The following is a 22,068-nucleotide window of genomic DNA, read 5'->3' as shown; positions in this document are numbered from 1 at the left end:
GAATCGAAGCGTCAGTATGTGGGCTTTAGCCCCTGGGAAATCAGAATCGCCAGCTTATGCCACCGCGCTCACATCAAAGGCGCAGGCCAGAGCACAAACCTTTTTCTCCGCGTTGCTGCGAGCACCCTCGAGTGCGGCTTCCACTCGATTGATCGCCTCGGTCACGATGTCGCATGGGTCGAACTGTGGCCTGACAACCAGTTCAGCAATACCGGCGCTGATCGGCGGCAGCGTGTCACGGCCCGGCAGATGAATGTCGTCCAGCAGCTTGCGCAGCTTGTCCAGCGCCATCATCGCGCCCTTCTCCGGAGTGTCGGCAAGAATGAGTGCGATGGTAGTCAGGTCGTAGAGCACACCCACGTCCGCTTGCCGGATGTGGGTGGAAATGATCTGTCCAACCTGACGCATCATGGTTTCAACCGCGGGCTGTCCGAACTCCCGCACCATGGACGATCCACGCCCGAATTCCATCAGCATTAAGCAAGTCGGTGAATTCTGTTGTGTGGCGCGCTTTACTTCCGAGAGCAGCACATCAATGTACGAGGAGCGTTTGAGCAGTCCCGACTTCTCATCAGTAACCGACAAATTACGCACCAGGCGGCGCAGCCGGGCATTGTGCAGCGCCAGAACAATCTGTTCGCTCAAACTGCGCAGCACCAGAACGTCGCTGGAGCGCCACGCGGACGCATCTTCCGCCTGCAGAATCAGGACACCAACATGCTCCTGGCCGTCCAGAAGAGGCAGTGCGAGGAATGATCCCCCGCCCAGCGTCTTTACCACATCTTTAATCTCGGCCATCTCGGGTGCGTTTTTCGAATCTGCTACAACCATGGGCCCACGCAAAATCGAAGCATCGTGAAGCGCCGACATTAACTTCACTCTCTCCGGCAGTTCCGAGGCATTCACCCCCGGAGCTACATACTCCAACACCAGGGTTGGCGGCTTACCGGGCGCGCGCAGGCCGGCAATGGCGCGCACCGTATTCCACTGCGTGCCAATTTCGTTCACCGCCACCGTCAGCACGGATTTAACGTTCGCCTGCTGGTAAAGACTGCGGGTGATCTCAGTTACGCGGGCAAGATTCTTTACTTCGGAGTCGTCGCGTGGCCCCGCAGCGCTGGTTTCAAAGATCGAAGCTTGCGGCGCGGCAGACCTTGACACGTTCTCCGCCGGTTTTGCCGGAGGTAGTGTCGCGGCGGCCGGAGCTGCAGCAGCGGCCGCGGCCTTGGCTTTGCCCGCCGGGGCGTCCGGATAATGGGGCACCAGCCCAACATTCATGTAGAGACGCTGCAGTTCCTCGTTGCGCTCTTCCTCATGCGGAAACAGTTGCTGAATTCTTTCCAGCCGCTCCAATGCTTTGGAGCGCATGCCATACTGCACCAGTATTTCCGCCTGCAGCATTAGGTCCTGCAGCATGCTGGGCTCATCAGGTTCGTCGCGTTTGGCCGGCTGTTGCTGTATCTCTTTGGCTTTGTTGACTACGCTGAACCGAGTGGCAATGGCATTGAGTCTCTGCTCATCAATTTTTCCGCGCAGCATTTCCAGCCGCTTTTGATGTCCGGGCTCATACGCGTCCACTTCCGCGGCGCGATCTAAACAGTCCCCTGCTTTGTAGAAGTTCCCCGCGGCGTAATACAAATCGAAGAGTTTAATCAGCGTCTCGCAATAGTCGTGCTCGCGGTTGGCGGCGTTAAAAAGCTCAACCAGATATTCCAAGAGTTCCGAAGAGCTGGGCCGGAACTTCTCAACTACATCCTTCATCAGGCCGATGAACTCGCGCCGATTGCCTTTGCGACGCTGGTGCTGTTCCAGTTTGCGGGCCAGCGCTACCGCCTCTCCATCCTGCTTGGCTTCCAGGAATGCGGCGATCAGTTCGACCATTTCCGTCATCCGCGCGGAGTTCTGTTCGAACAGTTCCCACAGCACCGGCTCGGCTTGAACTAATTGCCCGGTGTACCAGAGCGCGTGGCCGTAAAGATCTTTCACTTCCGGGGTTGCAGTGGCGCCTCCCGTTGCCAGTGGCTTGAGGACTTCCAAGGCTTCAGCAGCGCGGCTTTCAAAGATGAGGCTTTGTCCATAGGCCACAGCCGCGGCGGTGCTTGCCGGGTCGGCATGGAAGGCACGTTCGTACCAGGGGGAGCTCTTTCCCCCGGACTGCGCTTCCAGCGCTCCTACTTTCAAAAAGAATTGGCTAGCTCTTGCGTTGTCTCCCAGTTCGGAGGCTAATTCCGCGGCCCGCCAGTAGTTCTGTCCGGAGGGATCAAGCGCGATTATGTGTTCCAGGACGGCCAGCGACTTCTTGCTGTTGTGCAGCGCGCCATATCCGGTGAGCGCCGCCTCGAAGGCCTCTAATGCTTCCTTCTTATTACTGGCTTCTATGAATTGCCCATAACGGAAGCTCTGTTCGCAGGTCGGACTGCCGAAGCGCACCAGCTTCTTATACGTAACAATTGCCTTAGCGCTGTCTTTGGCTTCCGCCTGGCGTTGGAATAAATCTCCCAGCAGCGCGGCCGCCTCCTTGGGACAATTGCTGGAAGCGTATAGCTCCGCGGCCGTTTGGCGGATAGCGTCATTGTCTGGATCTTCTTGCAAAATCGCGAGATATTCCTCCAGCGCAGCGCTGGTCTTCCCTTTTTGCAGGAATTTTTCAGCGCGTTCGCGGCGTTTCGCGGTATCGACTTTTTCGGGACGGCGGCCGAGGTCCAGCATGGGTGCCCTGATGTTAGGGGAGACAACTGATTTTGGCAGATGCGACGGCCAGCGGCAATGCACTCAGACACCCATCACGTTACCAAAGTGTGGATCGCTCTTCATTTTGGAATCGGCCCGCGCTTCTGATATATGTCCCTGAATGGCAAGCACCTACGGAGCTTCCTCCCCGCGACAGGAGCCTGAAAAGGAAGCCGGGCTCAGGCACCAGCTCAGCGCCGCGCAGATGACCATGGTGGGGGTAGGGGGCTCAATCGGTACGGGGTTGCTGCTGGGTTCGGGCGCCGCCATCAAAATCGCCGGTCCGGCGGTCATCATTAGCTTTATCGTCGCCGGCCTGATCACCTGGACGGTGACCATGGCTTTAGGTGAGATGGCCAGCCGGCACCCCGGCGCAGGCTCCTTCGGCCTCTACGCCGAGCTGTACCTGAATCACTGGGCCGGCTTTGTTTCCCGCTACGCATATTGGATCGGAATCGCAATTGCCGTGGGTGGTGAACTGGTCGCCTCGGCCACCTACATGGGTTATTGGTTCCCTGGCGTGCGTGCCACGGTTTGGGTGATTGTGTTCGCCGCCGTGCTGCTGTTGATCAATCTTCGCCAGGTCGGCGATTACGGTTGGTTTGAGTTTTGGTTCGCCATGGTCAAGCTGATGACCATCATTGCCTTTATTGTAATCGGCGGCGCTTTCTTGCTCACGGGACGCGTGGCCGCTCAATACACCGCCCATGGTGGGTTCTTTCCGAATGGGAAGCTGGCACCCGCATTGGCCATGGGATTCGCGCTGTTCACCTTTGCCGGCATTGAGATGGTCGCGATTTCCTCGGGGGAATCGAAATCGGTGAAAGAAATTCCGCGTGCCGTGCGCAGCACCTTTGGCCTTCTGACGTTCGTTTACATGTGCGCCATCGTGATTCTGGTCGGCGTCATGCCCTGGAATGGCGCCGGGGTCACAGAAAGCCCGTTTGTATCTGTCTTTCGCCTGGCCAGACTTCCAGCTGCGTCCCACGTGATGAATTTCGTGGTCCTCTCAGCGGCGTTGTCGGCAGCGAATGCCAGCCTCTATGTTGATTCGCGAATGCTGTTCTCCCTGGCTCGCGACGGCTACGCGCCCGCCGCATTTGGCCGGCTCACCGGCGCCGGATCACCACTGCTCGCGCTTTTGGTCTCTGCCGTTGGAATCCTCATTGCAGCGGGCATGGAAAAATGGGCTCCCGACTCGGCATACATTTATCTGATTTCCGCTGCTTTATTTGGGATAATCCTGACCTGGTGGATCGTTCTTGCAGCGCACATCTCGTTTCGGCGGCGGCTTTCTTCCGCGGACTTGAATGCGCTTCCTATGCGTTCACCGGGCGGAAGTGCGCTTTCAGCGGCAGGTTTCGTGGCCATGATCGCCGTGATGGTCGGCACCTGGTGGACCACGCGGCTGATCGTCATCAGCGGAGTTCTCTACGTCGTAGTACTTTCCGCGGCCTTTCTCCTGGTGAAGAAAGGCCTCCAGGAAAGTAGAATGAAGAAATGAGCGCGGACCATAAAAACCGCGATGGGCGTAGCGACGACCTGCTGCGCTATCGTCCCGAGTTCCCTATTCTCGACCGCACTACTTACCTGATCAGCAACTCGTTAGGCGCCATGCCTCGCGGCGTCTATGATGCACTCCAAAATTACGCTGACACCTGGGCGACACAGGGCGTGCGCGCCTGGGACACCTGGTGGATGAAGGCCGCCGAAATCGGCGATCAAATCGGCACACTGATGAACGCTCTTCCCGGCAATATCGCCATTCACCAGAACGTCACTACCTGCCAGGCAGTGATCGCGTCGTGCTTTGATTTTTCCGGTCGCCGCAACAAAGTCGTTTACAGCGACTTGAACTTTCCTTCGGTTATGTATTTCTGGGAAGCTCAGCGCGAGCGGGGCGCCCGGGTCCAGATGGTCCCGACTGACGACGGTATTCATGTGCCTACCGAGCGTCTTCTGGAAGCCATTGACGAGAACACATTGCTGGTGCCGATTTCCCATGTTATTTTTCGCAGCGCTTATATCAACGATGCGCGCGCCATCATCGAGCGTGCCCACCGCGTGGGAGCCCACGTTGTTCTTGATACCTTCCAATCACTGGGCACAGTGCCGGTAGATATCCAAGCTCTCAATGCGGACTTTGCGTGCGGCGGAGTGCTGAAATGGCTGTGTGGCGGCCCCGGCGTGGCGTACCTGTACGTGCGCCCGGATCTTGGGAAGAAGTTAGAGCCCAAATTCACCGGGTGGATGGCCCACCAGCAGCCTTTCGCCTTCGAGATCGGGCCCATCCGCTACACCGATCCGCCGTATCGTTTTGTGAATGGCACTCCTAACATTCCGGCTCTCGCCGCCGCAGCACCTGGCTTGAAGATCATCGCCGAGGTCGGAGTCGAGAAGATCCGCCAAAAATCTCAGCGGCAGACCGCGCGACTCATCGAACTTGCCGATGAGCACGGCTGGAAGGTGAACACACCTCGTGATCCCGCGCAGCGCGGCGGCACAGTTTCCATTGACATGCCCGACTCCAAAGAGGTCTGCGCCGAACTGCTAAAGCGTGACATTCTTGTGGACTGGCGACCCAAGGCGGGCGTCCGTATGTCGACGCACTTCTACAATACTGATACCGAACTCGAAGCCGCCATCTCCGCGGTTGAGCAAATTCTGCAGTCGCGTTCTGCACTGGCGCGTTAGCGTTCTCCACCTCTGCGGACAACCACGTTACGAAAGTCAGGTTCGACGCGCCCTTGGTGCGTGCATTCAAATTGAATCTCGCGCACCATGGGGCGGTAAATGTGTGCTCCGTTCAACCTCGCGATGCTGTATACCAGCGGCTTCGACCCGATTCTCTATGCGGGGGTTGGCGCTCCGCTCGGCGTATATCTCTTCTACCGTGGTTTTCGCATGCTACAGCGCAAGCGTCTCATCATGAACACACCGCAATGCAAGATCCGCAGTGCTGCCATGGGCCTGGTCGAGGTAAGCGGCCTGGCTACCGGGCCTTACACCATCACCGCGCCGGTCACGCAGCATTCCTGCTTCTACTATCGGACGCTGGTTTGGGAGTTGAAAGAATCGGGCAAGAGCAACAGCTGGCAAAAAGCGCACGACGAGAGCCTGCACACTCCGTTTTTTCTCGATGACAATACCGGGAAGCTATTGGTGGATCCCACCGGAGCTGACATGGAACTGCACTGCGACTTTAAAGAGGAGTTTCGCCACTCGCTCCTCGCTGATGACGCCATCCCGGCTTCCGTCGCTCGCTTCCTAGTGTCCCGCGCGATCATTACTCAACGTCCGCTCAAGGTTGAAGAATACTGTCTGAAACCCAAAAATGCGGTCTTTGCTCTGGGAACACTGGCACAAAATCCAGGAATCGAAGTCAGCATCAGGGTTTCCGAAGCTAATGGGGCTGGCCAATTCCCAGTCACGTCAAACGCCAGTGAATTAGCCGGTGCGCAGCAACGCAATCCGGCTGAGAACGTTCCCATCAATGCCAGGAGCACTGCAGACGGCCTAACATTCAACAACACGCACGGCCAGAAGCCACCTCGTCCCGAACCCCCAGTTGACGACGCCGAACGGCGGCGCCGTGAGCTCTTTACCGCCGGCTTATTGGGAGTGCCCGGCCCGGTTCATGCCCCGCAGCCCACACCTCCACGGCCGGCAGACGAAGCCGAAAAGCACCGTCGTGAGCTAGTAATGGCGTCCTTGTTCGGCGTCCCCATGGCAACCGGCACAGCGGCGGTTACCACAGCACCTGCGGGTACGGGCACAGCAGCGGCGCCCGCAAAAGAAGCACTGCCCGCGGAACTGCAATCACCGCTGAGTACAGCCTTGGCTTCCGGCCACCAAGAATTTGACCTCTACCCGCCGGTAGTGCTTATGAAGGGCAAGCACAACCCGCATTTCTTCATTTCCTGGCGAAGCGAGCGCGAGGTAATCTCGGAATTGGGATGGAAGTCCGCGTTGTACATCTGGGGTGGGCCGGCCCTGACCCTGGCTTGCGTTGCCTTGGTGCTGATGCATTTGGGTTTGCTGTGAGAATTTAGGAGGACCGGATGAATCTAGTAATCGTGCTGGCGATGTTGTTCGCCGCCATTGGAGTCGGATGGTATGTGGTCACCATCTACAACGGCTTAATTGAACTGAAGAACGATATTGATAAGGCCTGGTCGAACATTGACGTCATGCTTAAGCAACGGCATGACGAACTCACCAAGCTGATCGAAGTCTGCAAGGGCTACATGGAATTTGAGCGCGATACCTTCCAGAAAATTGCCCAGGCACGCTCGCTGTTCGCACAGGCTGCCACGGTGGACCAGAAGGCCCAAGCCGACCAGAGCATGACGTCAGCACTGCGCGGTCTTTTCGCGGTCGCTGAAAATTATCCTGATCTCAAGGCCAACAATAACTTTCTGCAGTTGCAATCACGCATAACCCAGCTCGAAAGCCAAATTGCCGACCGGCGCGAGTTCTACAACGACTCCGTAAACACCTACAACATCCGTATTCAGCAGGTGCCGGACACGTTCGTGGCAGGCTTCCTCACCATGAAACCGCGGACTATGTTCAAGGCCGAAGGAGCCGACAAGGCCGACGCGCCCTTGACGTTCGGAGCCACCGCTAAATAGGCCTGCCTGTAGCGGACGGCAGCCCCTTGCCCACATCGTGGATGGTTGTTGACATTCGCCTTTTATTCGCTCACAATACGGGCAATGTCACTCACCCGCAAACAGCGAGAGGTCTACGAATTCATAGACCACTTTGTGCAGGAGCACCAGCACTCGCCTTCCTTCGAGGAAATCGGTAGAGGCCTGAAGCTGAGCTCGTTGGCCACGGTGCACAAACACATCAGCAACCTGGAAAAAAAGGGGCTCCTAAAGCGCGATTACAACCGCAGCCGGTCCATTGAACTGCTGGCGCCCCGTGGTGGGTTGAAGCACGTGTTGGGTTGGAACTCGGGTTCCGTGCTGCCGCTCGTGGGCCGCATCGCCGCCGGCCGGCCGCTTGAGGCAATGGAAAATCCGGAGACCATCTCGCTGGCCGACTTTACCCGCTCCAGCGAAGTCTTCGTTCTTCAAGTCAGCGGTGATTCCATGCAGGATGAGGCCATTCTCGACGGTGACTTTGTGCTCATAGAAAAAACCAAGGTCGCCCGCAACGGCGAAATCGTGGTGGCACTTGTGGATGGTAGTGACGCTACTCTCAAACGCCTCTACAAAGAAGGCGATAAGATCCGGCTGCAGCCCTCGAACGCCGCTATGCAGCCGATCATGGTGCCGGCTGCGGCGGTGCAGATCCAAGGCCGGGTGATCGGGGTCCTTCGTAAGTATTGATCGACGGGGTACAAAAACAAAAAGCCCGGCCGAAGCCGGGCCAATCTCCAAGCAACTAATGCTTAACCGATGTGCTTGTCCAGGGCCTTCTCAATCGTCTCTTTGGGCACATATCCGACGATCTGTTCTCGAACCTGCCCACCCTTGAACACCAGCAACGTGGGAATCCCACGAATGCCATAGCGCTGCGGAGTGGCCGCGTTTTGGTCCACATCCATTTTCCCTACTTTGACCTTGCCGTTGTATGCGCTCGCCAGCTCGTCCACGATCGGAGCCAAAGCCCTGCATGGGCCGCACCACGTCGCCCAAAAATCCACCAACACCGGCTGGTCGCTTTTCAGCACCGCCTGATCGAAGTTCGAATCGGTTACCTCAAAAATTGCCTCTGTCGCCATTGCCTCTCCCTTGGTGAGCTGGGCCACTAATTTCCTGGGCCGCTGCCTATCCTACCACTAGCTTTAGATGCAGAGAACCATTCCAGGTCGCAAAGCAGGATTTCTGGCAATGGATTGTGGGGCTTGATCTAAGTTTCGCTGTGACGGGGATTTAGCGGACAAATTAAAAGCGCCCTGAACTTTTCAGCTCAGGACGCCACGGCAGCCCTCCCCCAGAACTGCCAAACTACAACCCGGATATTAAGGCGGCCTCCAGGGGGTGTAAACGTCACGAAAGTAATCAGCGAGGAGTAGCTTGAAATGCGAAAAAAATGAGCCGATTATCGAGCCAAGCCTTCAGCGATATCCCCCGCCAGAGGAAGTTTGAAGCGTTCCCCTTTATAAGCCTTGACCATACATACAATCCAAAGCACGAAGCTGGCGATGCCAATTAAGGCGAATAGCGGGCCAGCCACGCCCAAGTGGCTCCAGCCATGCATTCCGCCCATCCACCAGCCGAAGCCGAAAACCGCTGCCAGCAGAATTCGTAGGATGTGGATCCCTCCGAACACCACGATGGATTGTGCCGCGTGAAAACGCACGTAAGGACGGCGGTCCAGAAAATAAAAAATCAGGCCGGTGAGCCAGCCTAGGGAGTAGCTGAGCAGCGCGGCAAGGTTTTGCGAGATGCCCGAGCTGGGGTTCTGAGTAACTGGCGTCGGATTACCGGGCTGCCCCGGTCTCAAGCCTGATTGTCCCTGCCCACAACTGGGACAAAACTGGGTTGTGTCCGAAATTTGAGTTCCGCACTTTGTGCAGAATGCCATGGTCATCTACCCCCTGTTCGCCGATACGATACCTGCATCTGCCGTTTTACACCAGTTTTTGTGGGCAAGCTTTGACCTCAACTCCAGCTTCAATGAAATTCCCAATTCACTCCTGCGCTCCTTTTCAGGACAACGGGCCCGCAACGGCCCTTTCGAGTGATTGCGTCAGCTAAGGCAATACACAACAATCGAAGGCGTCCCTCATTAACTCATTCTCATGCGCATTCTGGTGGTAGAAGACGACCTTCCCTTGGCCAATTTTGTGCGCCAGGGCTTGGAAGCCGAAAGTTACACGGTTGATGTAGTGCATGACGGCGAAAGCGCCTGCGCTTTCGGAGGTGCTGGCGCTGAGTGGCCGGCCTTGCCCGGCCCGAAGAACCAGCACGCACATTTCATGAGGAGGCTTAATGATCAGCGCCACCGCGTCCGGGAAATCCTCGCTTCCGGCTGCCACTGACGATAAATCCGAACGGATGTTGGTATCGAACATTGACCTTGTTCGGCGAATAGCAGGTCGTATCCACCAGCGTGTGCCCCCCTGCGTCGAGTTGGACGATTTATTCCAGGCCGGCATCGTCGGTTTGATTGATGCTATTCGCAAATTCGACGAACGAAGACACGTTCAGTTCGAACATTACGCACAATTTCGCATCAATGGCGCCATCATTGACAGCCTGCGCGAGCTCGACTGGAGCCCGAGGGCCCTGCGCCGTAAGGCACAGGCCATGGCTCGCGCCCGCGACAAACTCAGCACCTTGCTTGGCCGCGCACCGGACGATAGTGAACTCGCTGCCGAAATTGGATTGGAGCTGCATCAATTTAATAAATTGATTGCCGATTTGAGAGGACTCGAGTTATGCAGCTTTGACTTCGAGGAGGTTACGCAGGAAGGTAAGGAAAATTGTCAGGACTATGCGGACCCGCGTGCAGTCAACAGTTACGCACATTGTCTCCAATTCGAAATGAACACATTGTTGGGCAGTGCGTTATCCGACTTATCTATTCAGCAACAGAACATACTGACTCTCTATTATCGCGATCAACTGACAATGGCGAAAATAGGGAAAAGTTTGGGCGTATCCGAGTCGCGCATCTCCCAGCTACATTCCGCAGCAATCCTGCATTTGCGCTCACGGATTGAAGAGTTACTCAGCGCAGGTGCTTCGGCATCTACGAAGAATGCTGAAACATTGGAAAACGGAGAAGAACAACCCGCCTGTCAGTGACCTCGGTCACAGTCAACTCGTGCCACCTTGCAATACATTTCTGAGCAGTAAACACCTTGGCGACCACTCATCAAAAGGAATCACATTGACGAATAACCGGGCACAATTGGACAGAAGGGCGCATCCTCGATACTTGGTGACCGATTCAATCGGAATGCGCGTTCGAATATACCAAAGGGACTGCAAGCGGGAGGATCTTGGCCTAGGAATAGAAATTAGTGAAAAGGGCCTGTGTGCCAGCTTATACCTGCGCTTGATTCCGGGAGAAATCGTCAAGCTAACGTACGAACTGGCATCCACTCTCATTGGTGGCGACGCGATCATAAGGCACAAGACAGCTTTCCTTTACGGATTTGAATTTCTAAACCTGCCCTTGCAGCAATCGCTCGAGATCGTGAGAGCTTGCGCTTCGCTCCAAAAATATGCCGGCTGTGAGCTGTCCAGAGAGGCCCAGAAGGTTTCCACCTTCTGGCGTTCCTCCTGACATCGAGCTCCCAAACCGATACCGATCGGTCCTATCCGTAAGCACTACTGAGATGTAGGGCCTTTAGTCCCACTCGTTCCCATTCTGTAACATTTCCTCAAAATAAGAGACATTGTCACTGACACTGATACGTCCATCTGTAATCATGCCGCTAAGAACCCACAAACCACTTGACCACAGGAGCTTTATGTCGCTTGCTTCTGATGATACGGCCTTTGCAATTGGATATGTGAGGAGGATGCGCGGTGGGGCTCAGGCACACCTTCTCCACTGCTCCGATGGTTGTTATTACGTCGTGAAATTCTCCAACAACCCACAGGATGTGCGAGTCCTGGCGAACGAAATGTTCGTATCAAGGCTTGGCCGAGCACTCGGACTTCCGGTGCCTATCGCAAAAGTGATAAACGTAAGCAGGTCCTTTATCTCTAGTACGAACGGGCTCACTATCCAGAAAGGGCATAGTTCCGTGCCCTGTCGGTCAGGGTTACAGTTTGGATCACAATACGTCGTCGAACCAATGCAAGGGAAGGTGTTCGATTTCCTTCCGCCAGGCATGTTTGATAGCGTCCGGAATATAGAGATGTTCGCCGGAATGCTAGTACTCGACAAGTGGACGTGTAACTGCGACGCTCGACAGGCAGTTTTTTGGCGCAAGCAACACCAGCAGAGATATACGGTTGCTTTTGTTGACCATGGATATTGTTTCAACTGCGGGGAGTGGAACTTTCCGGACAGCCCCTTACGCGGTGTATACCAACAGCACGAGGTTTATGACCGAGTGCACAGCATGGATTCATTTGAGCCTTGGCTCGCACGGATAGAGCATTTGGGCGCAGATTCGGTAGAGGAAATGGCTTCCTCGATTCCGATTGGGTGGTATCGGGGTGACCGAAAGTGCCTCAAGCTGCTGACGGGGCGCCTGGTTCGCCGAAAATCGGAGTTGCGTCGTCTGATCGAGGACATACCGTACTCCAGCTTACATCCATTTCGGAATTGGCAGACATCTCGGCACGAACTGGAGCTGCTAACTAAACTGCATCTTGGTAATTAGTGAAGTGGCGAAGTGACTACACAGTGGCCGAAATTAATAAGCAGCGTGCTGCCGTTTCAAAGGAGTGCAGGCAATTGCGAACGCAATTGCCTGCAAGCGTCCTTGTCATAAACCAAAACAAATTCCTTTTTAACAGCTTTTCAAGGAGTTGTGACCGTCGTCACTGCCGAGCGTTTCTAGAACGGGTCATTATCACGACCTGGAGGCTGTGATGAATTCTCTAAAAAGCACGAACGACAGTAACACCCTGAACCGACTCACGTCAGAGATCCTACTAAGCCACAAATACATGACTCGCCTGGCCGAGGAGAGTGGCATCTCGTGGTGCTACTACTATCTTCCGATATCGCCCAAACTGTCGTTATTGGGTGGGGGGACATTTGTCAGCACCGAAAACAACGCTATTGTCGATAATCTCGATCTCTTGAAGTATGCGACTTTAGAAGATTTCTACCGTGCTCTTCAAAAAAACCTTACCCTGCTGCTCCCTATGATGAGAGCACACCGAAAACGCCTCAGCTCCAGGATAGAAATCATCAAACAGCTGCTGCCCTTGGTAATTAGCCGCGTGCCACTGGTAGATCAACGAGGAAGGAGTTGCGAGGCGGCAGGAACGAAGTCACGCGTCGCATAAAAGAACCTAGGCCACATCAGACCGGGTCCTTCCCCTGAGTCACAAGCGCTCATCAGCCTTCAATGCCCAGGAGCTGCTTCATCTCCTCATAGAGGAAACCCTCTCCGGGACGGTAGGGCTGCACCCATTGGCCATTGATTACGAACTGAGGAATTGCGCGCTTGCCCGTGTTCTTGATGACCTCTTCGGCAGCGCCGGGCGTGGTCTCAATATTGATTTCCCTGTACGCGATGTCGTACTGCGCGAGGAACCGTTTGGCTTCGCGGCAGTCCGAGCACCATGGGGCGGTGTAAACGACGAGCTGCATAGGTTAGTAGATTCCTCCAAACCAGCTCCGGATGCTGGTTCCGGGGCCAGTGCCCTTTCGTTATCGAGCAGCGATTTCTTCCGCCGCACTCCCCAGCGATAGCCTCCCAAGCCGCCATCGGTGCGGGTCACGCGGTGGCACGGAATGAGGACTGCCACCGGATTTGCGGCGCAAGCGCGGGCCACAGCCCGGTGCGCTCGTGGGTGTCCGATCCCGGACGCGATCTGGGCGTAGCTGCGCGTCGCGCCCGCAGGAATCGCCCGCAGCGCCTCCCACACCCGGCGTTGAAATGCCGTGTAGTGTAGGTCCAAGGGGACCTGTGCGCTGGGCCGCCCGCTTATTCCTGCCATAACTTCTTGAACCCATTGCTTCAGGTCACTTCCACCCACTTCGATTTCGGCGGCAGGATATTCATGCTGGAGACCGCCGATCAACTCATGATCTGAGCTCCCAAAGCGTACCGCGCAAACTCCGCGGTCGGTCGCCGCCACCAGCAGCCGGCCCAGGGTGCACTCGGCGGTCGCGTAGCGAATGCGCATGCCTTGTCCACCGCGGCCATAGGTCGCAGGAGTCATTCCCAATGCTCCGTTGGCGCGCTCGTAGAGCCTGCTGCTCGAGCTGAACCCGGACTCGTACATCGCGGTGGTCACGTCTTCGCCCTTGCGTAATCCGGACTTCAAGCGCGCAAGCCGGCGCGATTCTGCGTACTGACGCGGCGTAATCCCCAGCCGGCGCTTGAACGTCCGCTGCAGATGAAACGGGCTGTACCCGGACACCCGCGCCAGGTCCGCCAGGCTGACTTTGCCGTCGAGGTGGCCATCCATGTACTGGCAAACTTTGTCTATTACGTCGGCCGCGCCTCCGGCCAGCGCTTGCTTGGGATGGCAGCGCCGGCACGGCCGGAATCCGGCGCGCTCAGCCGCTGCAGTTTCAGTGAAGAAGAGTACGTTCTCCGGCTTTGGCCGCCGCGACGGACATGACGGCCGGCAGTACACGTTGGTCGAGGTCACGGCAAAATAAAAACTGCCGTCGAAGCGGGCGTCGCGGGCGGTGACCGCCTGCCACAGCTCGGGACGTTTCTGCACTTCCTGCTTCTGCATTTCCGACGATGTAGCAACTGCGCTCATTACGCTATTCATAATACGCAAAGACTATGGCGAAAGGGAGAGGGCTGCTATCCGGAAGTTGCGCTCAAAGTGGGACCGGAATTCGCAATGTGCCCAACCAGGAGGCGAATTCCTAGGGGGGAGTTTGGGGTTGCCAGAATTGCACCATCGTCTGGCCGCGAGATTACATCTTGGTGCTCAGCGGGGAATTGCGGTGACGAGAGTTCCTCAGCGTCACTAAGTTTACGTGCCCGCGAAAATTGCCCTCGGCATCACTAAGTTTCCATGCCCGCGAAAATTGCCCTCAGCATCACTAAGTCTCCATGCCCGCGGAAATTGCCCTCAGCATCACTAAGTTTCCATGCCCACGAAAATTGCCCTCGGCATCACTAAGTTTCCATGCCCGCGAAAATTGCCCTCAGCATCACTAAATTTACATGCCCGCGAAAATTGCCCTCAGCATCACTAAGTTTCCATGCCCGCGAATCCAGCCGCGGAGCGGCGGAACAGAATTTAGCCCAGGGCGCAAGCCCTGGGTACGGCCCGAAAAGGAAAAGAGCCCCGGAGGGGCGACACCCCAAAACAAATCAGCCGCCATTGCTGGCGGCTGAATAATGTTAGGTGCTGACGAACTGCTAATTCGAATACAACAGCACGCCTTCGTTTTCCTTGGAGTCCACTGGCCGATAGAACAACTTGTCGTTCTCCAGGAAGACTTCGATAAACGCGGGCCGCGTCTGAATCGTGCCCTGGATGAGCGCCTCGGACAGCGGGTCCTCGATGTACTTCTGCAGGGCCCGGCGTAGCGGACGCGCGCCGTAACTGCGGTCTACCAGGGTCTTCTCCAGGATCCACTTCTTGGCCTCGTCGGTCACCGTGACCGTGATCGAACGTTGCGCAAGGTTCGCATTCAGCTGGCTGACCATAAGCTCCAGAATCTGGATCAGGTCCGCATCGGTCAGTGCCTGGAACAGGATCACTTCGTCCAGACGGTTGAGGAACTCGGGGTTGAAGGTGCGCTTCACCTCGTTCTTCACCAATTCCTCTACCTTGTTGGAGATGGCCTCTTCCTTATCATGCTGGAAGCCCAGACCGGTGCGCTTCTGCAAGTGCCGCGCGCCGATGTTCGAGGTCATGATGAGAATGGTGTTCTTGAAGTCCACCGTATTGCCTAGACCATCGGTGAGTTGTCCATCTTCAAAGACCTGCAACAGGATGTTGAACACATCCGGATGCGCCTTCTCGATTTCATCCAGCAGTACAACGGAATAAGGAGCGCGCTTCACCCGCTCGGTGAGCTGGCCACCCTCTTCGTATCCTACGTATCCCGGAGGCGAGCCGATCAGCTTGGAGACCGAATGCTTCTCCATGAACTCCGACATATCAAAGCGGATTAAAGATTTCTCGCTGCCGAACATGAACTGCGCCAGGGTTCGCGCGACTTCGGTTTTGCCGACGCCCGTCGGTCCCAGGAACAGGAACGAACCAATCGGACGGTTCGGGCTCTTCAGGCCGGCGCGCGAGCGGCGGATGGCGCGGGCCAGCGCGGTGATGGCTTTGTCCTGCGAGATCACCCGCTTGTGCAGCTCTTCCTCAATGCGCAGCAGCTTCTGCGTTTCTTCTTCTTTGATCGAGGTGATCGGAATACCCGTCCAGCGTGAAACCACGTCTTCAATATCTTCCCGATTTACAACTCCGGTCGAAGACTCATCCAGGTGATATTTCTCGCGCAGGCCGCGCAGGTTCTCGCGTTCTTTACGTTCTTCATCGGAATAGAAGCGTGCCTTCTCGAATTCATGATTGGCGATCGCGTTCTCCATCCGGTGAACGATAAATTTCACTCGCTTTTGCGCTTCCGTAATCTCTTCCGGCAGAGAAGTCTGCCGCAGTTTCACGCGAGCGCCGGCTTCGTCAATCAGGTCAATGGCCTTGTCCGGCAGGAAGCGATCCGGAATATAGCGGCTGGAGTGCGTCACCGCGAATCCAATGGCTTCGTCGGTATAGCTGACCGCATGAAACTTCTCGTAGCGGTCCTTTATGCCGTAAAGAATTTTGGTGGCGTCAGACTCGTTCGGCGGTGGTACCTTCACCGACTGGAAACGCCGCTCCAAAGAGCGGTCCTTCTCGATGGATTTGCGATACTCACCCGGGGTGGTCGCGCCAATGCACTGAATCTCACCCCGAGACAGCGCCGGCTTCAGAATATTTGCCGCGTCCAAAGAGCCCTCGGCAGATCCCGCTCCCACCAGCGTATGGAGCTCGTCAATGAAGATAATCGCGTTCTGCGATTCCATCAGCTCTTTCATGATGGTTTTGAGACGCTCTTCGAACTGTCCGCGGTATTTGGTGCCGGCAACGATCAGGGAAAGGTCGAGCGCCAGAATGCGCTTATCAGCAAGAAATGATGGCACTTCTCCATCCGCGATGCGCTGCGCCAAACCTTCAACAATCGCCGTCTTGCCTACACCAGGTTCGCCAATCAGCACCGGATTGTTCTTGGTGCGGCGGCACAGAATCTGAATCACGCGCTCCAGTTCGCCTTCGCGGCCTACTAGCGGGTCGAGCTGTGTATCCATCGCGGCCTGGGTCAGGTCGCGCGAAAATTCGCTCAGCAGCGAGGACTCACGTGAACGCTGCGGCTGCGCTTTTTCCTGGGTGGTGCGAGCAAGCTCCTCACGGATGGTTGACAGCCTCAGCCCGCGCTCGTGCAGGATTTCAGCGGCGAAACATTTTTCTTCCCGTAACAGTCCCAAAAGCAGGTGCTCGGTTCCAATGTGCTTGTGGGAGAGGCGCTCGGCCTCCTCGGCAGCGTAAGCCAGGACGCGCTTGCACTCATTGCTGAGCGGGAGGTCCACCGAGGTGGAAACCTTCTCCCGAATCGTGGTATGCCCTTCAATCTGCTTGCGGATGGACTCTACCGAGGCGTGCGAGCGTAGGAAACGATTCGTCAGGGCCTTGTCCTCGCGGAGCAAGCCCAGCAGAAGATGCTCTGTCTCAATGTAAGGGGAGCCGAACTGGCTGGCCTCGTACCGCGCAAAGAAGATTACTCGTCGCGCTTTTTCCGTGTACCGTTCAAACATGTTCTGCCCTCTCCCAAGCTATCCCGCTTCCCATTTCAGGAAACCGGAACCTCAGGAACCTTCCCTGTAGAGTAAAGCAATCCAACTGCCAACCGGCAAAGCTCAAATTGCTGTAGTTAACAACCCATTCGCGTGTCGCGGGATAGTGCCCTTCAGTTAGACAGCAACCGCCTGCACCAGACCTCGACTTAATACCCTGATTTGTCCTTCCTCTAACTTCATTCTAATGCCTGACGCAAGTAATTCGGTCAAACCGGCAGCGATTGCGGAGCAAGCTCTTCCATTCGACCACGTTCCAATCGCAACACCCGGTGGCAACGCCGTGCAAACGCAAGATTATGAGAGACGATTAGAGAGGTAAGTTGAAAGTCGGCGTGCAACCTGGCGATCAACTCAAACACCGACTCGGCGGTGCGATTATCCAGATCGCCGGTAGGCTCATCGGCCAGCAGTAATTTCGGCTGCGTTACCAAAGCGCGGGCCAAAGCCACTCGTTGCTGCTCACCCCCTGATAGCTCCCCAGAACGGTGATGCCCTCGCTCGCTAAGCCCTACTTCATGCAGCCACTTGGAAGCTTCGCTCTCTGCCTCACCCGGCTTACATCCCCGTAAAATCAGGGGCATGGCCACGTTCTCCAAGGCGGTGAATTCGGGCAGTAAATAATGGAACTGCCAGACAAAGCCGATCTCGCGATTGCGAAACTCCGCGGCTCCATCATCTGAAAGCGAACGCAGCTTCAAGTTGGCGAAGTATACGTCACCCTCAGAAGCCCTATCAAGAGCGCCGACGATGTGCAGTAAGGTACTCTTTCCGGCACCCGACTCGCCCACAATGGCAAGCATCTCGCCCTTCTTCACCTGAAAGGACAAATTTTCAAAGAGCACCAGGTCAGCGGTTCCAGACCGGAAGACCTTCTTCAGGCCTTCGACCCGGAGCAGATCTCTCTCTTCAATTGGATGCAAACACACTCTCCAGCGTCACAAATTCCGCCGCTCTGAAGCAGGCAACCCTCTTTTTCGCCGTACCATTAGGTTGCCTGTCTCATTAAAGCATGCCGGAGCACGTACCCGTTGCCTCCCACTTCCCACATCTGTTGTATGCCAAAAACTGTAGGACAACTCGATCCCCGAACCAAGTAACTCCGGTCACAAAATGGGTCAGGGGAAGCGAGATAACCAACACCCTCACTCGTAGCGGAGAGCCTCTGCCGGCAAGACTCGGGACGCCGACCAGGAGGGATAGACGGTAGCTACAAACGACACACCCAGGGCGACCAGGCTCACCAGAACGCCGTCCTCTACCCGTGGGGAGAACGGAACATAATCAATGGAGTACACCTCAGGTGACAGCGATACCAGGTGATAGTGCCCACCGACCCAGGAAAGAATGTAGCCGAGGAACAAACCCAGAACTGTCCCCACCACCCCGATCAGCACTCCCTGGCTAATGAACAGTCGCCTCACCTGCGCCTTGCGAGCACCCATGGACATGAGCACCGCAATATCGCGGGTCTTCTCCATGACCATCATGGTGAGCGAGATCAGAATGTTCAGGGCGGCCACGAAAACGATCAGCCCAATAGTGATGAAAGTAACCACTCTTTCCAAGCGGAGCGCTCGGAAAAGCGCCCGGTTTTGTTCTATCCAACTAGTGGACATGAACCCCTTGCCGGCCGCCTGCTCCAATTGTTGTGCAATGGTCGAGGCGCTGTAAATGTTGTCAACCTTGAACTCGAGCACGGAGACGATGTCGCCCAGCCCGAAGAGGCTCTGTGCATCCGCAAGGCGAATAAAAGCCCACGAAGTGTCGTACTCATAGAAGCCCGATTGAAAAATCCCTGCAACCCGAAACCTTACAAACTTCGGCGCGATCCCGTAAGGGGTCAGCTCTCCCTGCGGGCTGGTGACCGTCACAACTGAGCCCACAGTGGCGCCCACGGAATCGGCCATGTCCTTGCCCAGAACAATCGGTGGCATCGCCCGCACCCGCTCGCGGGTGGCTTGCAAAGAACCAGGTTTGGATGAAGACACGGCAGAACCGCCATGTTCCGGCTCTGTTTCGTCATCGGGGGTGCTTTCGAGGGCCTCGGCGGAGCCCACCTTGATATTAGAAAGAAGATCGCTGACCTTACGTTCCTCGACCGGCACAATTCCTTTGAGCAGCGCCCCCTGCGCGCGAGCGCCACGCGAGACTAATACCTGCTCGTAAATCGCCGGGGCGGCGGCCACGACGTGTGGCTGTTTGGATAGTTTCTCCATCAGGGCTCGCCAGTCGCGAATACCCTCGTTTGCCACCCGCATCAGGTTGATGTGCGAGGTCGCCCCCAGTAGCCGCTCCTGCAGGTCCTTGCGAAAGCCATTGGTTATGGCGAGGGCGACAATGAGCGAGGCCACTCCGGCGGCAACACCCGCAATGGAGATCCCCGTTATGACGCCGATAACCGCTTGACGGCGCTTCGCGCGCAAGTAGCGTGTGGCTACGAAAAGCTCAAAACGCATAATTGTGTCTAAGTTGGATTATAGCGACTTGGAAAAAAGGAGAGGTTAAGCTCACTCCCGGTGTGGCACCTGAGGCGTCACTCCGAACCGCTTGATCCATCCTGGCTCCCGCACCAACTCCTCCTCGAGCCGTCGAACGCGTGCTGCCATGATTCCGGAACGTCCCAGGTAGCCAACCAGCTTGCGAGCATCCTCGCGGCTCACCACCGGTAACCTGCCAATATCATTGCTCAACATCTTGGCGGCGGCGTCATGAAGCAATTCGTCCGGATAGGTCACCACTACTCTGGTGGTGCCGGCCTCGAGAACCGCCATCCTGCCTTCAGGGTCCTTCTCCAAAGCTCGCAGCACGTCCCCTCGCGTAATGATTCCCACCAGCCGTCCTTCTTTATCCAGGATCGGCAAGGCCTGATGGCGTACAGCCACCGGATCGCGCCGCGCAATACGTTCAGCCAGTTCGGAAATCGTCATCTCGGAGGGGATGCCAACGGGCTCACCGTCCATCGTCTCTGCCACCGCGACCTGCTGAAGAATATCTGCTTCGTAGTCCTGATGAATACGTAAGCCGCGGCGCGCCAGCTTTTCCGTCATGATTGAAGTACGGGTGAACAGCATTGCAATCCCATCGGCAACGACGCACACCAACATCAACGGGAGGACCGCGTTGTAGTCGCGGGTAATTTCAAATGCAAAAATAATGAAGGTGAACGCCGCCCTTGAAGCAGCCCCGAACACCGCTCCCATGGCCACCAGGGCAAAGGCGCCGGGAGCAAGATGAGCGCCGGGAAACGTAATGTCCGCCAGCATGGCAAACGCGCCACCCATGGCCGCGCTGCTCATGAACATGGGCGCGAGCAATCCCCCCGAAGTTCCCGAGCCCAATGAAACGATCAGGGCGATGCCCTTGAAGATCATCACCAGAATCAAAACCTTCAACGCAAGGTGATTGTTCAGAATGTCGCTGATGGTGTCGTACCCGACGCCTAAAACTCGCGGCACAAAATAGCCGATGATGCCCAGTCCCAGTGCTCCGATTGCCGGCCACCACATTTCGTCCACCGGCAGTTTCTCGAACATATCTTCCACCCAGTAGAGCGACTTGCTGAAAGCGACCGCCGCTACTCCGCAAAGAATGCCGAGCACCAGATAAAACGGCAGTGCCGTTGGGACCCCAAAGTCAACCGCGCCGACCGCGAACATTGGTCCGTTGCCGAGCACCTGTAGGTGCACCGCCGTCGCCAGTGTGCTGGCGATCACGAGTGGAATGAATGATCGCGATTTGAATTCGAACAGCAGCAATTCAATCGCCAGGATCACGCCCGCAATAGGTGTATTGAATGTGGCCGACATGCCCGCTGCTGCGCCACATGCCAGCAGCACCTTACGCTCGGCAGCAGTGGTGTGCATCACCTGCCCAACCAGGGAGCCCAGCGCGCCCCCGGTCTGAATAATCGGACCTTCCGCGCCGAACGGGCCACCGGTGCCGATTGCAATTGCTGCCGAAAGCGGTTTCAGAATGGCGACTCGCGGCTCGATCTTGCTGCGGTTCACCAGGACCGCTTCCATAGCTTCCGGAATCCCGTGTCCTTTGATCTTGGAGCTTCCGTACTTGGCCATAATCCCGACGATGATGCCGCCGATCACCGGCGTGATAATGACCCATGGCCCAAGGGTGTTCAGGCGGGCGCTGCTGAAGTCCCAGGCGATGCGGTGAAAAAAGAAAAGATTGGTGAAGAAGCCGATGAGCTTGTACAAGACAAAAGCCACGACTCCCGCCAGCAGTCCAATGCCTGCCGCTAATAGCGATACCGTCAGCATTCGAAACTGCGCCGGTTGTCCGCCCAGCCTGCTCAGTTCCTGGGCGGCGCCCGCATTCCCCGAATTGCCGCCGACATGTATTTCCTGTCCGTTTGTCCCGGTGTTCAACACCTATTTCCTTTTCTTCTTTGATTGCTTGGCCGATTCGCTGCGGGCGCCATCCATCACCCGCTTCAATGCGCCCAGCAGATCGGGGCCGGCGGTGCGCAACTCTTCGCGATGATGCAGCGACAATTCCTTCAGGATCTTTTCGCCTTTCGGAGTGAGGGAGAGCAAAACCTCGCGACGGTCAACTCCACCGCGGTTTCGCTTGACCAACCCATGTGCTGCCAGCCGGTTCACCAGCTCGACAGTGCTGTGGTGCTGGATCTGCAAGCGGTCAGCCAGTTCGCCGATCCGTGGCCGGGCGTTTGCAGGAAGGCCTTTCAATGCCAGCATGAGCTGGTGCTGACGCGGTTCCAAGCCAGCGCCTCGCGAGACCTGCTCGCTGAAATGCATGAACCGGCGGATCTGATACCGGAGCTCCGCAAGCGCTTCGTAATCCGCCGGTGTAATTTCGAGTTTTTTGGCCATAGTGCGATATGTCGTATATGG

General features: G+C 56.5%; 17 protein-coding genes and 1 pseudogene. 7 read left to right on the top strand and 11 right to left on the bottom strand.

Annotation, left to right across the window (positions count from 1 at the left end):
* Positions 1-54 precede the first annotated feature (54 nt).
* Positions 55-2,709, bottom strand: a complete 2,655-nt coding sequence (locus VFA76_02590; GenBank protein HZR30727.1) for a diguanylate cyclase — start codon at positions 2,707-2,709, stop codon at positions 55-57.
* A gap of 142 nt (positions 2,710-2,851) precedes the next feature.
* Here VFA76_02590 and VFA76_02585 point away from each other — a divergent pair, with 142 nt between their 5' ends.
* The 5 genes from VFA76_02585 (at position 2,852) to lexA (ending at position 8,069) form a co-directional block, all read left to right on the top strand.
* Positions 2,852-4,234 (top strand): amino acid permease, encoded by a 1,383-nt coding sequence (locus VFA76_02585; protein ID HZR30726.1) that lies wholly within the window; start codon positions 2,852-2,854, stop codon positions 4,232-4,234.
* Positions 4,231-5,424, top strand: coding sequence for an aminotransferase class V-fold PLP-dependent enzyme (locus tag VFA76_02580; GenBank protein HZR30725.1), 1,194 nt, complete (start codon positions 4,231-4,233; stop codon positions 5,422-5,424). Before VFA76_02585 ends, VFA76_02580 begins: the two co-directional genes overlap by 4 nt.
* Positions 5,425-5,523: 99 nt before the next feature.
* The gene (locus VFA76_02575) at positions 5,524-6,774 is read left to right on the top strand and encodes a GIDE domain-containing protein (GenBank protein ID HZR30724.1); all 1,251 of its coding nucleotides are present in this window, start codon (positions 5,524-5,526) and stop codon (positions 6,772-6,774) included.
* 17 nt (positions 6,775-6,791) lie between these two features.
* Positions 6,792-7,364: a LemA family protein gene (locus tag VFA76_02570; protein HZR30723.1), complete on the top strand. Its 573-nt coding sequence runs from the start codon at positions 6,792-6,794 to the stop codon at positions 7,362-7,364.
* 48 nt (positions 7,365-7,412) lie between these two features.
* Positions 7,413-8,069, top strand: coding sequence for a transcriptional repressor LexA (gene lexA, locus VFA76_02565; GenBank protein ID HZR30722.1), 657 nt, complete (start codon positions 7,413-7,415; stop codon positions 8,067-8,069).
* Positions 8,070-8,131: 62 nt separating this feature from the next.
* On the opposite strand, the gene trxA is transcribed toward lexA, so the two are convergent.
* From trxA to VFA76_02550, 3 genes are all read right to left on the bottom strand, one after another.
* The gene (trxA, locus tag VFA76_02560; protein ID HZR30721.1) at positions 8,132-8,464 is read right to left on the bottom strand and encodes a thioredoxin; all 333 of its coding nucleotides are present in this window, start codon (positions 8,462-8,464) and stop codon (positions 8,132-8,134) included.
* A 320-nt stretch (positions 8,465-8,784) separates the two neighbouring features.
* Positions 8,785-9,189 carry a DUF4870 domain-containing protein gene (locus VFA76_02555; GenBank protein ID HZR30720.1) on the bottom strand — a complete coding sequence of 135 codons (405 nt, stop codon included), beginning with the start codon at positions 9,187-9,189 and terminating at the stop codon, positions 8,785-8,787.
* 250 nt (positions 9,190-9,439) lie between these two features.
* Positions 9,440-9,655 (bottom strand): hypothetical protein, encoded by a 216-nt coding sequence (locus VFA76_02550; GenBank protein HZR30719.1) that lies wholly within the window; start codon positions 9,653-9,655, stop codon positions 9,440-9,442.
* A 22-nt stretch (positions 9,656-9,677) separates the two neighbouring features.
* Here VFA76_02550 and VFA76_02545 point away from each other — a divergent pair, with 22 nt between their 5' ends.
* The gene (locus VFA76_02545) at positions 9,678-10,496 is read left to right on the top strand and encodes a FliA/WhiG family RNA polymerase sigma factor (protein HZR30718.1); all 819 of its coding nucleotides are present in this window, start codon (positions 9,678-9,680) and stop codon (positions 10,494-10,496) included.
* 1,746 nt (positions 10,497-12,242) lie between these two features.
* On the top strand, positions 12,243-12,665 hold the full coding sequence (locus tag VFA76_02540) for a hypothetical protein (protein HZR30717.1): 423 nt from the start codon (positions 12,243-12,245) through the stop codon (positions 12,663-12,665).
* 52 nt (positions 12,666-12,717) lie between these two features.
* On the opposite strand, the gene VFA76_02535 is transcribed toward VFA76_02540, so the two are convergent.
* The 7 genes and pseudogenes from VFA76_02535 to VFA76_02505 form a co-directional block, all read right to left on the bottom strand.
* On the bottom strand, positions 12,718-12,972 hold the full coding sequence (locus VFA76_02535; GenBank protein ID HZR30716.1) for a glutaredoxin family protein: 255 nt from the start codon (positions 12,970-12,972) through the stop codon (positions 12,718-12,720).
* 65 nt (positions 12,973-13,037) lie between these two features.
* Positions 13,038-14,072, bottom strand: a pseudogene (gene ada, locus VFA76_02530) (bifunctional DNA-binding transcriptional regulator/O6-methylguanine-DNA methyltransferase Ada).
* A 641-nt stretch (positions 14,073-14,713) separates the two neighbouring features.
* A complete protein-coding gene (locus VFA76_02525; protein ID HZR30715.1) occupies positions 14,714-17,158 on the bottom strand; it encodes an ATP-dependent Clp protease ATP-binding subunit in 2,445 nt (814 codons plus the stop codon).
* Positions 17,159-17,406: 248 nt separating this feature from the next.
* Positions 17,407-18,120: an ABC transporter ATP-binding protein gene (locus VFA76_02520; GenBank protein HZR30714.1), complete on the bottom strand. Its 714-nt coding sequence runs from the start codon at positions 18,118-18,120 to the stop codon at positions 17,407-17,409.
* Between the two features lie 222 nt (positions 18,121-18,342).
* Entirely contained in the window at positions 18,343-19,656 is a 1,314-nt protein-coding gene (locus tag VFA76_02515) for an FtsX-like permease family protein (GenBank protein ID HZR30713.1), read from the bottom strand.
* A 51-nt stretch (positions 19,657-19,707) separates the two neighbouring features.
* Positions 19,708-21,582, bottom strand: coding sequence for a chloride channel protein (locus tag VFA76_02510; GenBank protein ID HZR30712.1), 1,875 nt, complete (start codon positions 21,580-21,582; stop codon positions 19,708-19,710).
* A gap of 3 nt (positions 21,583-21,585) precedes the next feature.
* A complete protein-coding gene (locus VFA76_02505) occupies positions 21,586-22,047 on the bottom strand; it encodes a MarR family winged helix-turn-helix transcriptional regulator (protein HZR30711.1) in 462 nt (153 codons plus the stop codon).
* Positions 22,048-22,068: the final 21 nt, after the last annotated feature.

The sequence above is a fragment of the Terriglobales bacterium genome (genome assembly GCA_035651655.1).
In the GTDB taxonomy this organism is placed as follows: Bacteria; Acidobacteriota; Terriglobia; order Terriglobales; family Acidobacteriaceae; genus DASRFG01.
The sequence above is the reverse complement of the archived record's forward strand: the minus strand, read 5'-3'. Positions and strand labels throughout refer to the sequence as shown.

What these genes read in the sequence shown, in the direction of transcription:
- VFA76_02590 (HZR30727.1), bottom strand. Translation starts at nt 2,709, where the DNA reads ATGCTGGACCTCGGCCGCCGTCCCGAAAAAGTCGATACCGCGAAACGC.
- VFA76_02585 (HZR30726.1), top strand. Translation starts at nt 2,852, where the DNA reads ATGGCAAGCACCTACGGAGCTTCCTCCCCGCGACAGGAGCCTGAAAAG.
- VFA76_02580 (HZR30725.1), top strand. Translation starts at nt 4,231, where the DNA reads ATGAGCGCGGACCATAAAAACCGCGATGGGCGTAGCGACGACCTGCTG.
- VFA76_02575 (HZR30724.1), top strand. Translation starts at nt 5,524, where the DNA reads ATGTGTGCTCCGTTCAACCTCGCGATGCTGTATACCAGCGGCTTCGAC.
- VFA76_02570 (HZR30723.1), top strand. Translation starts at nt 6,792, where the DNA reads ATGAATCTAGTAATCGTGCTGGCGATGTTGTTCGCCGCCATTGGAGTC.
- trxA (HZR30721.1), bottom strand. Translation starts at nt 8,464, where the DNA reads ATGGCGACAGAGGCAATTTTTGAGGTAACCGATTCGAACTTCGATCAG.
- VFA76_02545 (HZR30718.1), top strand. Translation starts at nt 9,678, where the DNA reads ATGATCAGCGCCACCGCGTCCGGGAAATCCTCGCTTCCGGCTGCCACT.
- VFA76_02540 (HZR30717.1), top strand. Translation starts at nt 12,243, where the DNA reads ATGAATTCTCTAAAAAGCACGAACGACAGTAACACCCTGAACCGACTC.
- VFA76_02535 (HZR30716.1), bottom strand. Translation starts at nt 12,972, where the DNA reads ATGCAGCTCGTCGTTTACACCGCCCCATGGTGCTCGGACTGCCGCGAA.
- VFA76_02525 (HZR30715.1), bottom strand. Translation starts at nt 17,158, where the DNA reads ATGTTTGAACGGTACACGGAAAAAGCGCGACGAGTAATCTTCTTTGCG.
- VFA76_02515 (HZR30713.1), bottom strand. Translation starts at nt 19,656, where the DNA reads ATGCGTTTTGAGCTTTTCGTAGCCACACGCTACTTGCGCGCGAAGCGC.
- VFA76_02505 (HZR30711.1), bottom strand. Translation starts at nt 22,047, where the DNA reads ATGGCCAAAAAACTCGAAATTACACCGGCGGATTACGAAGCGCTTGCG.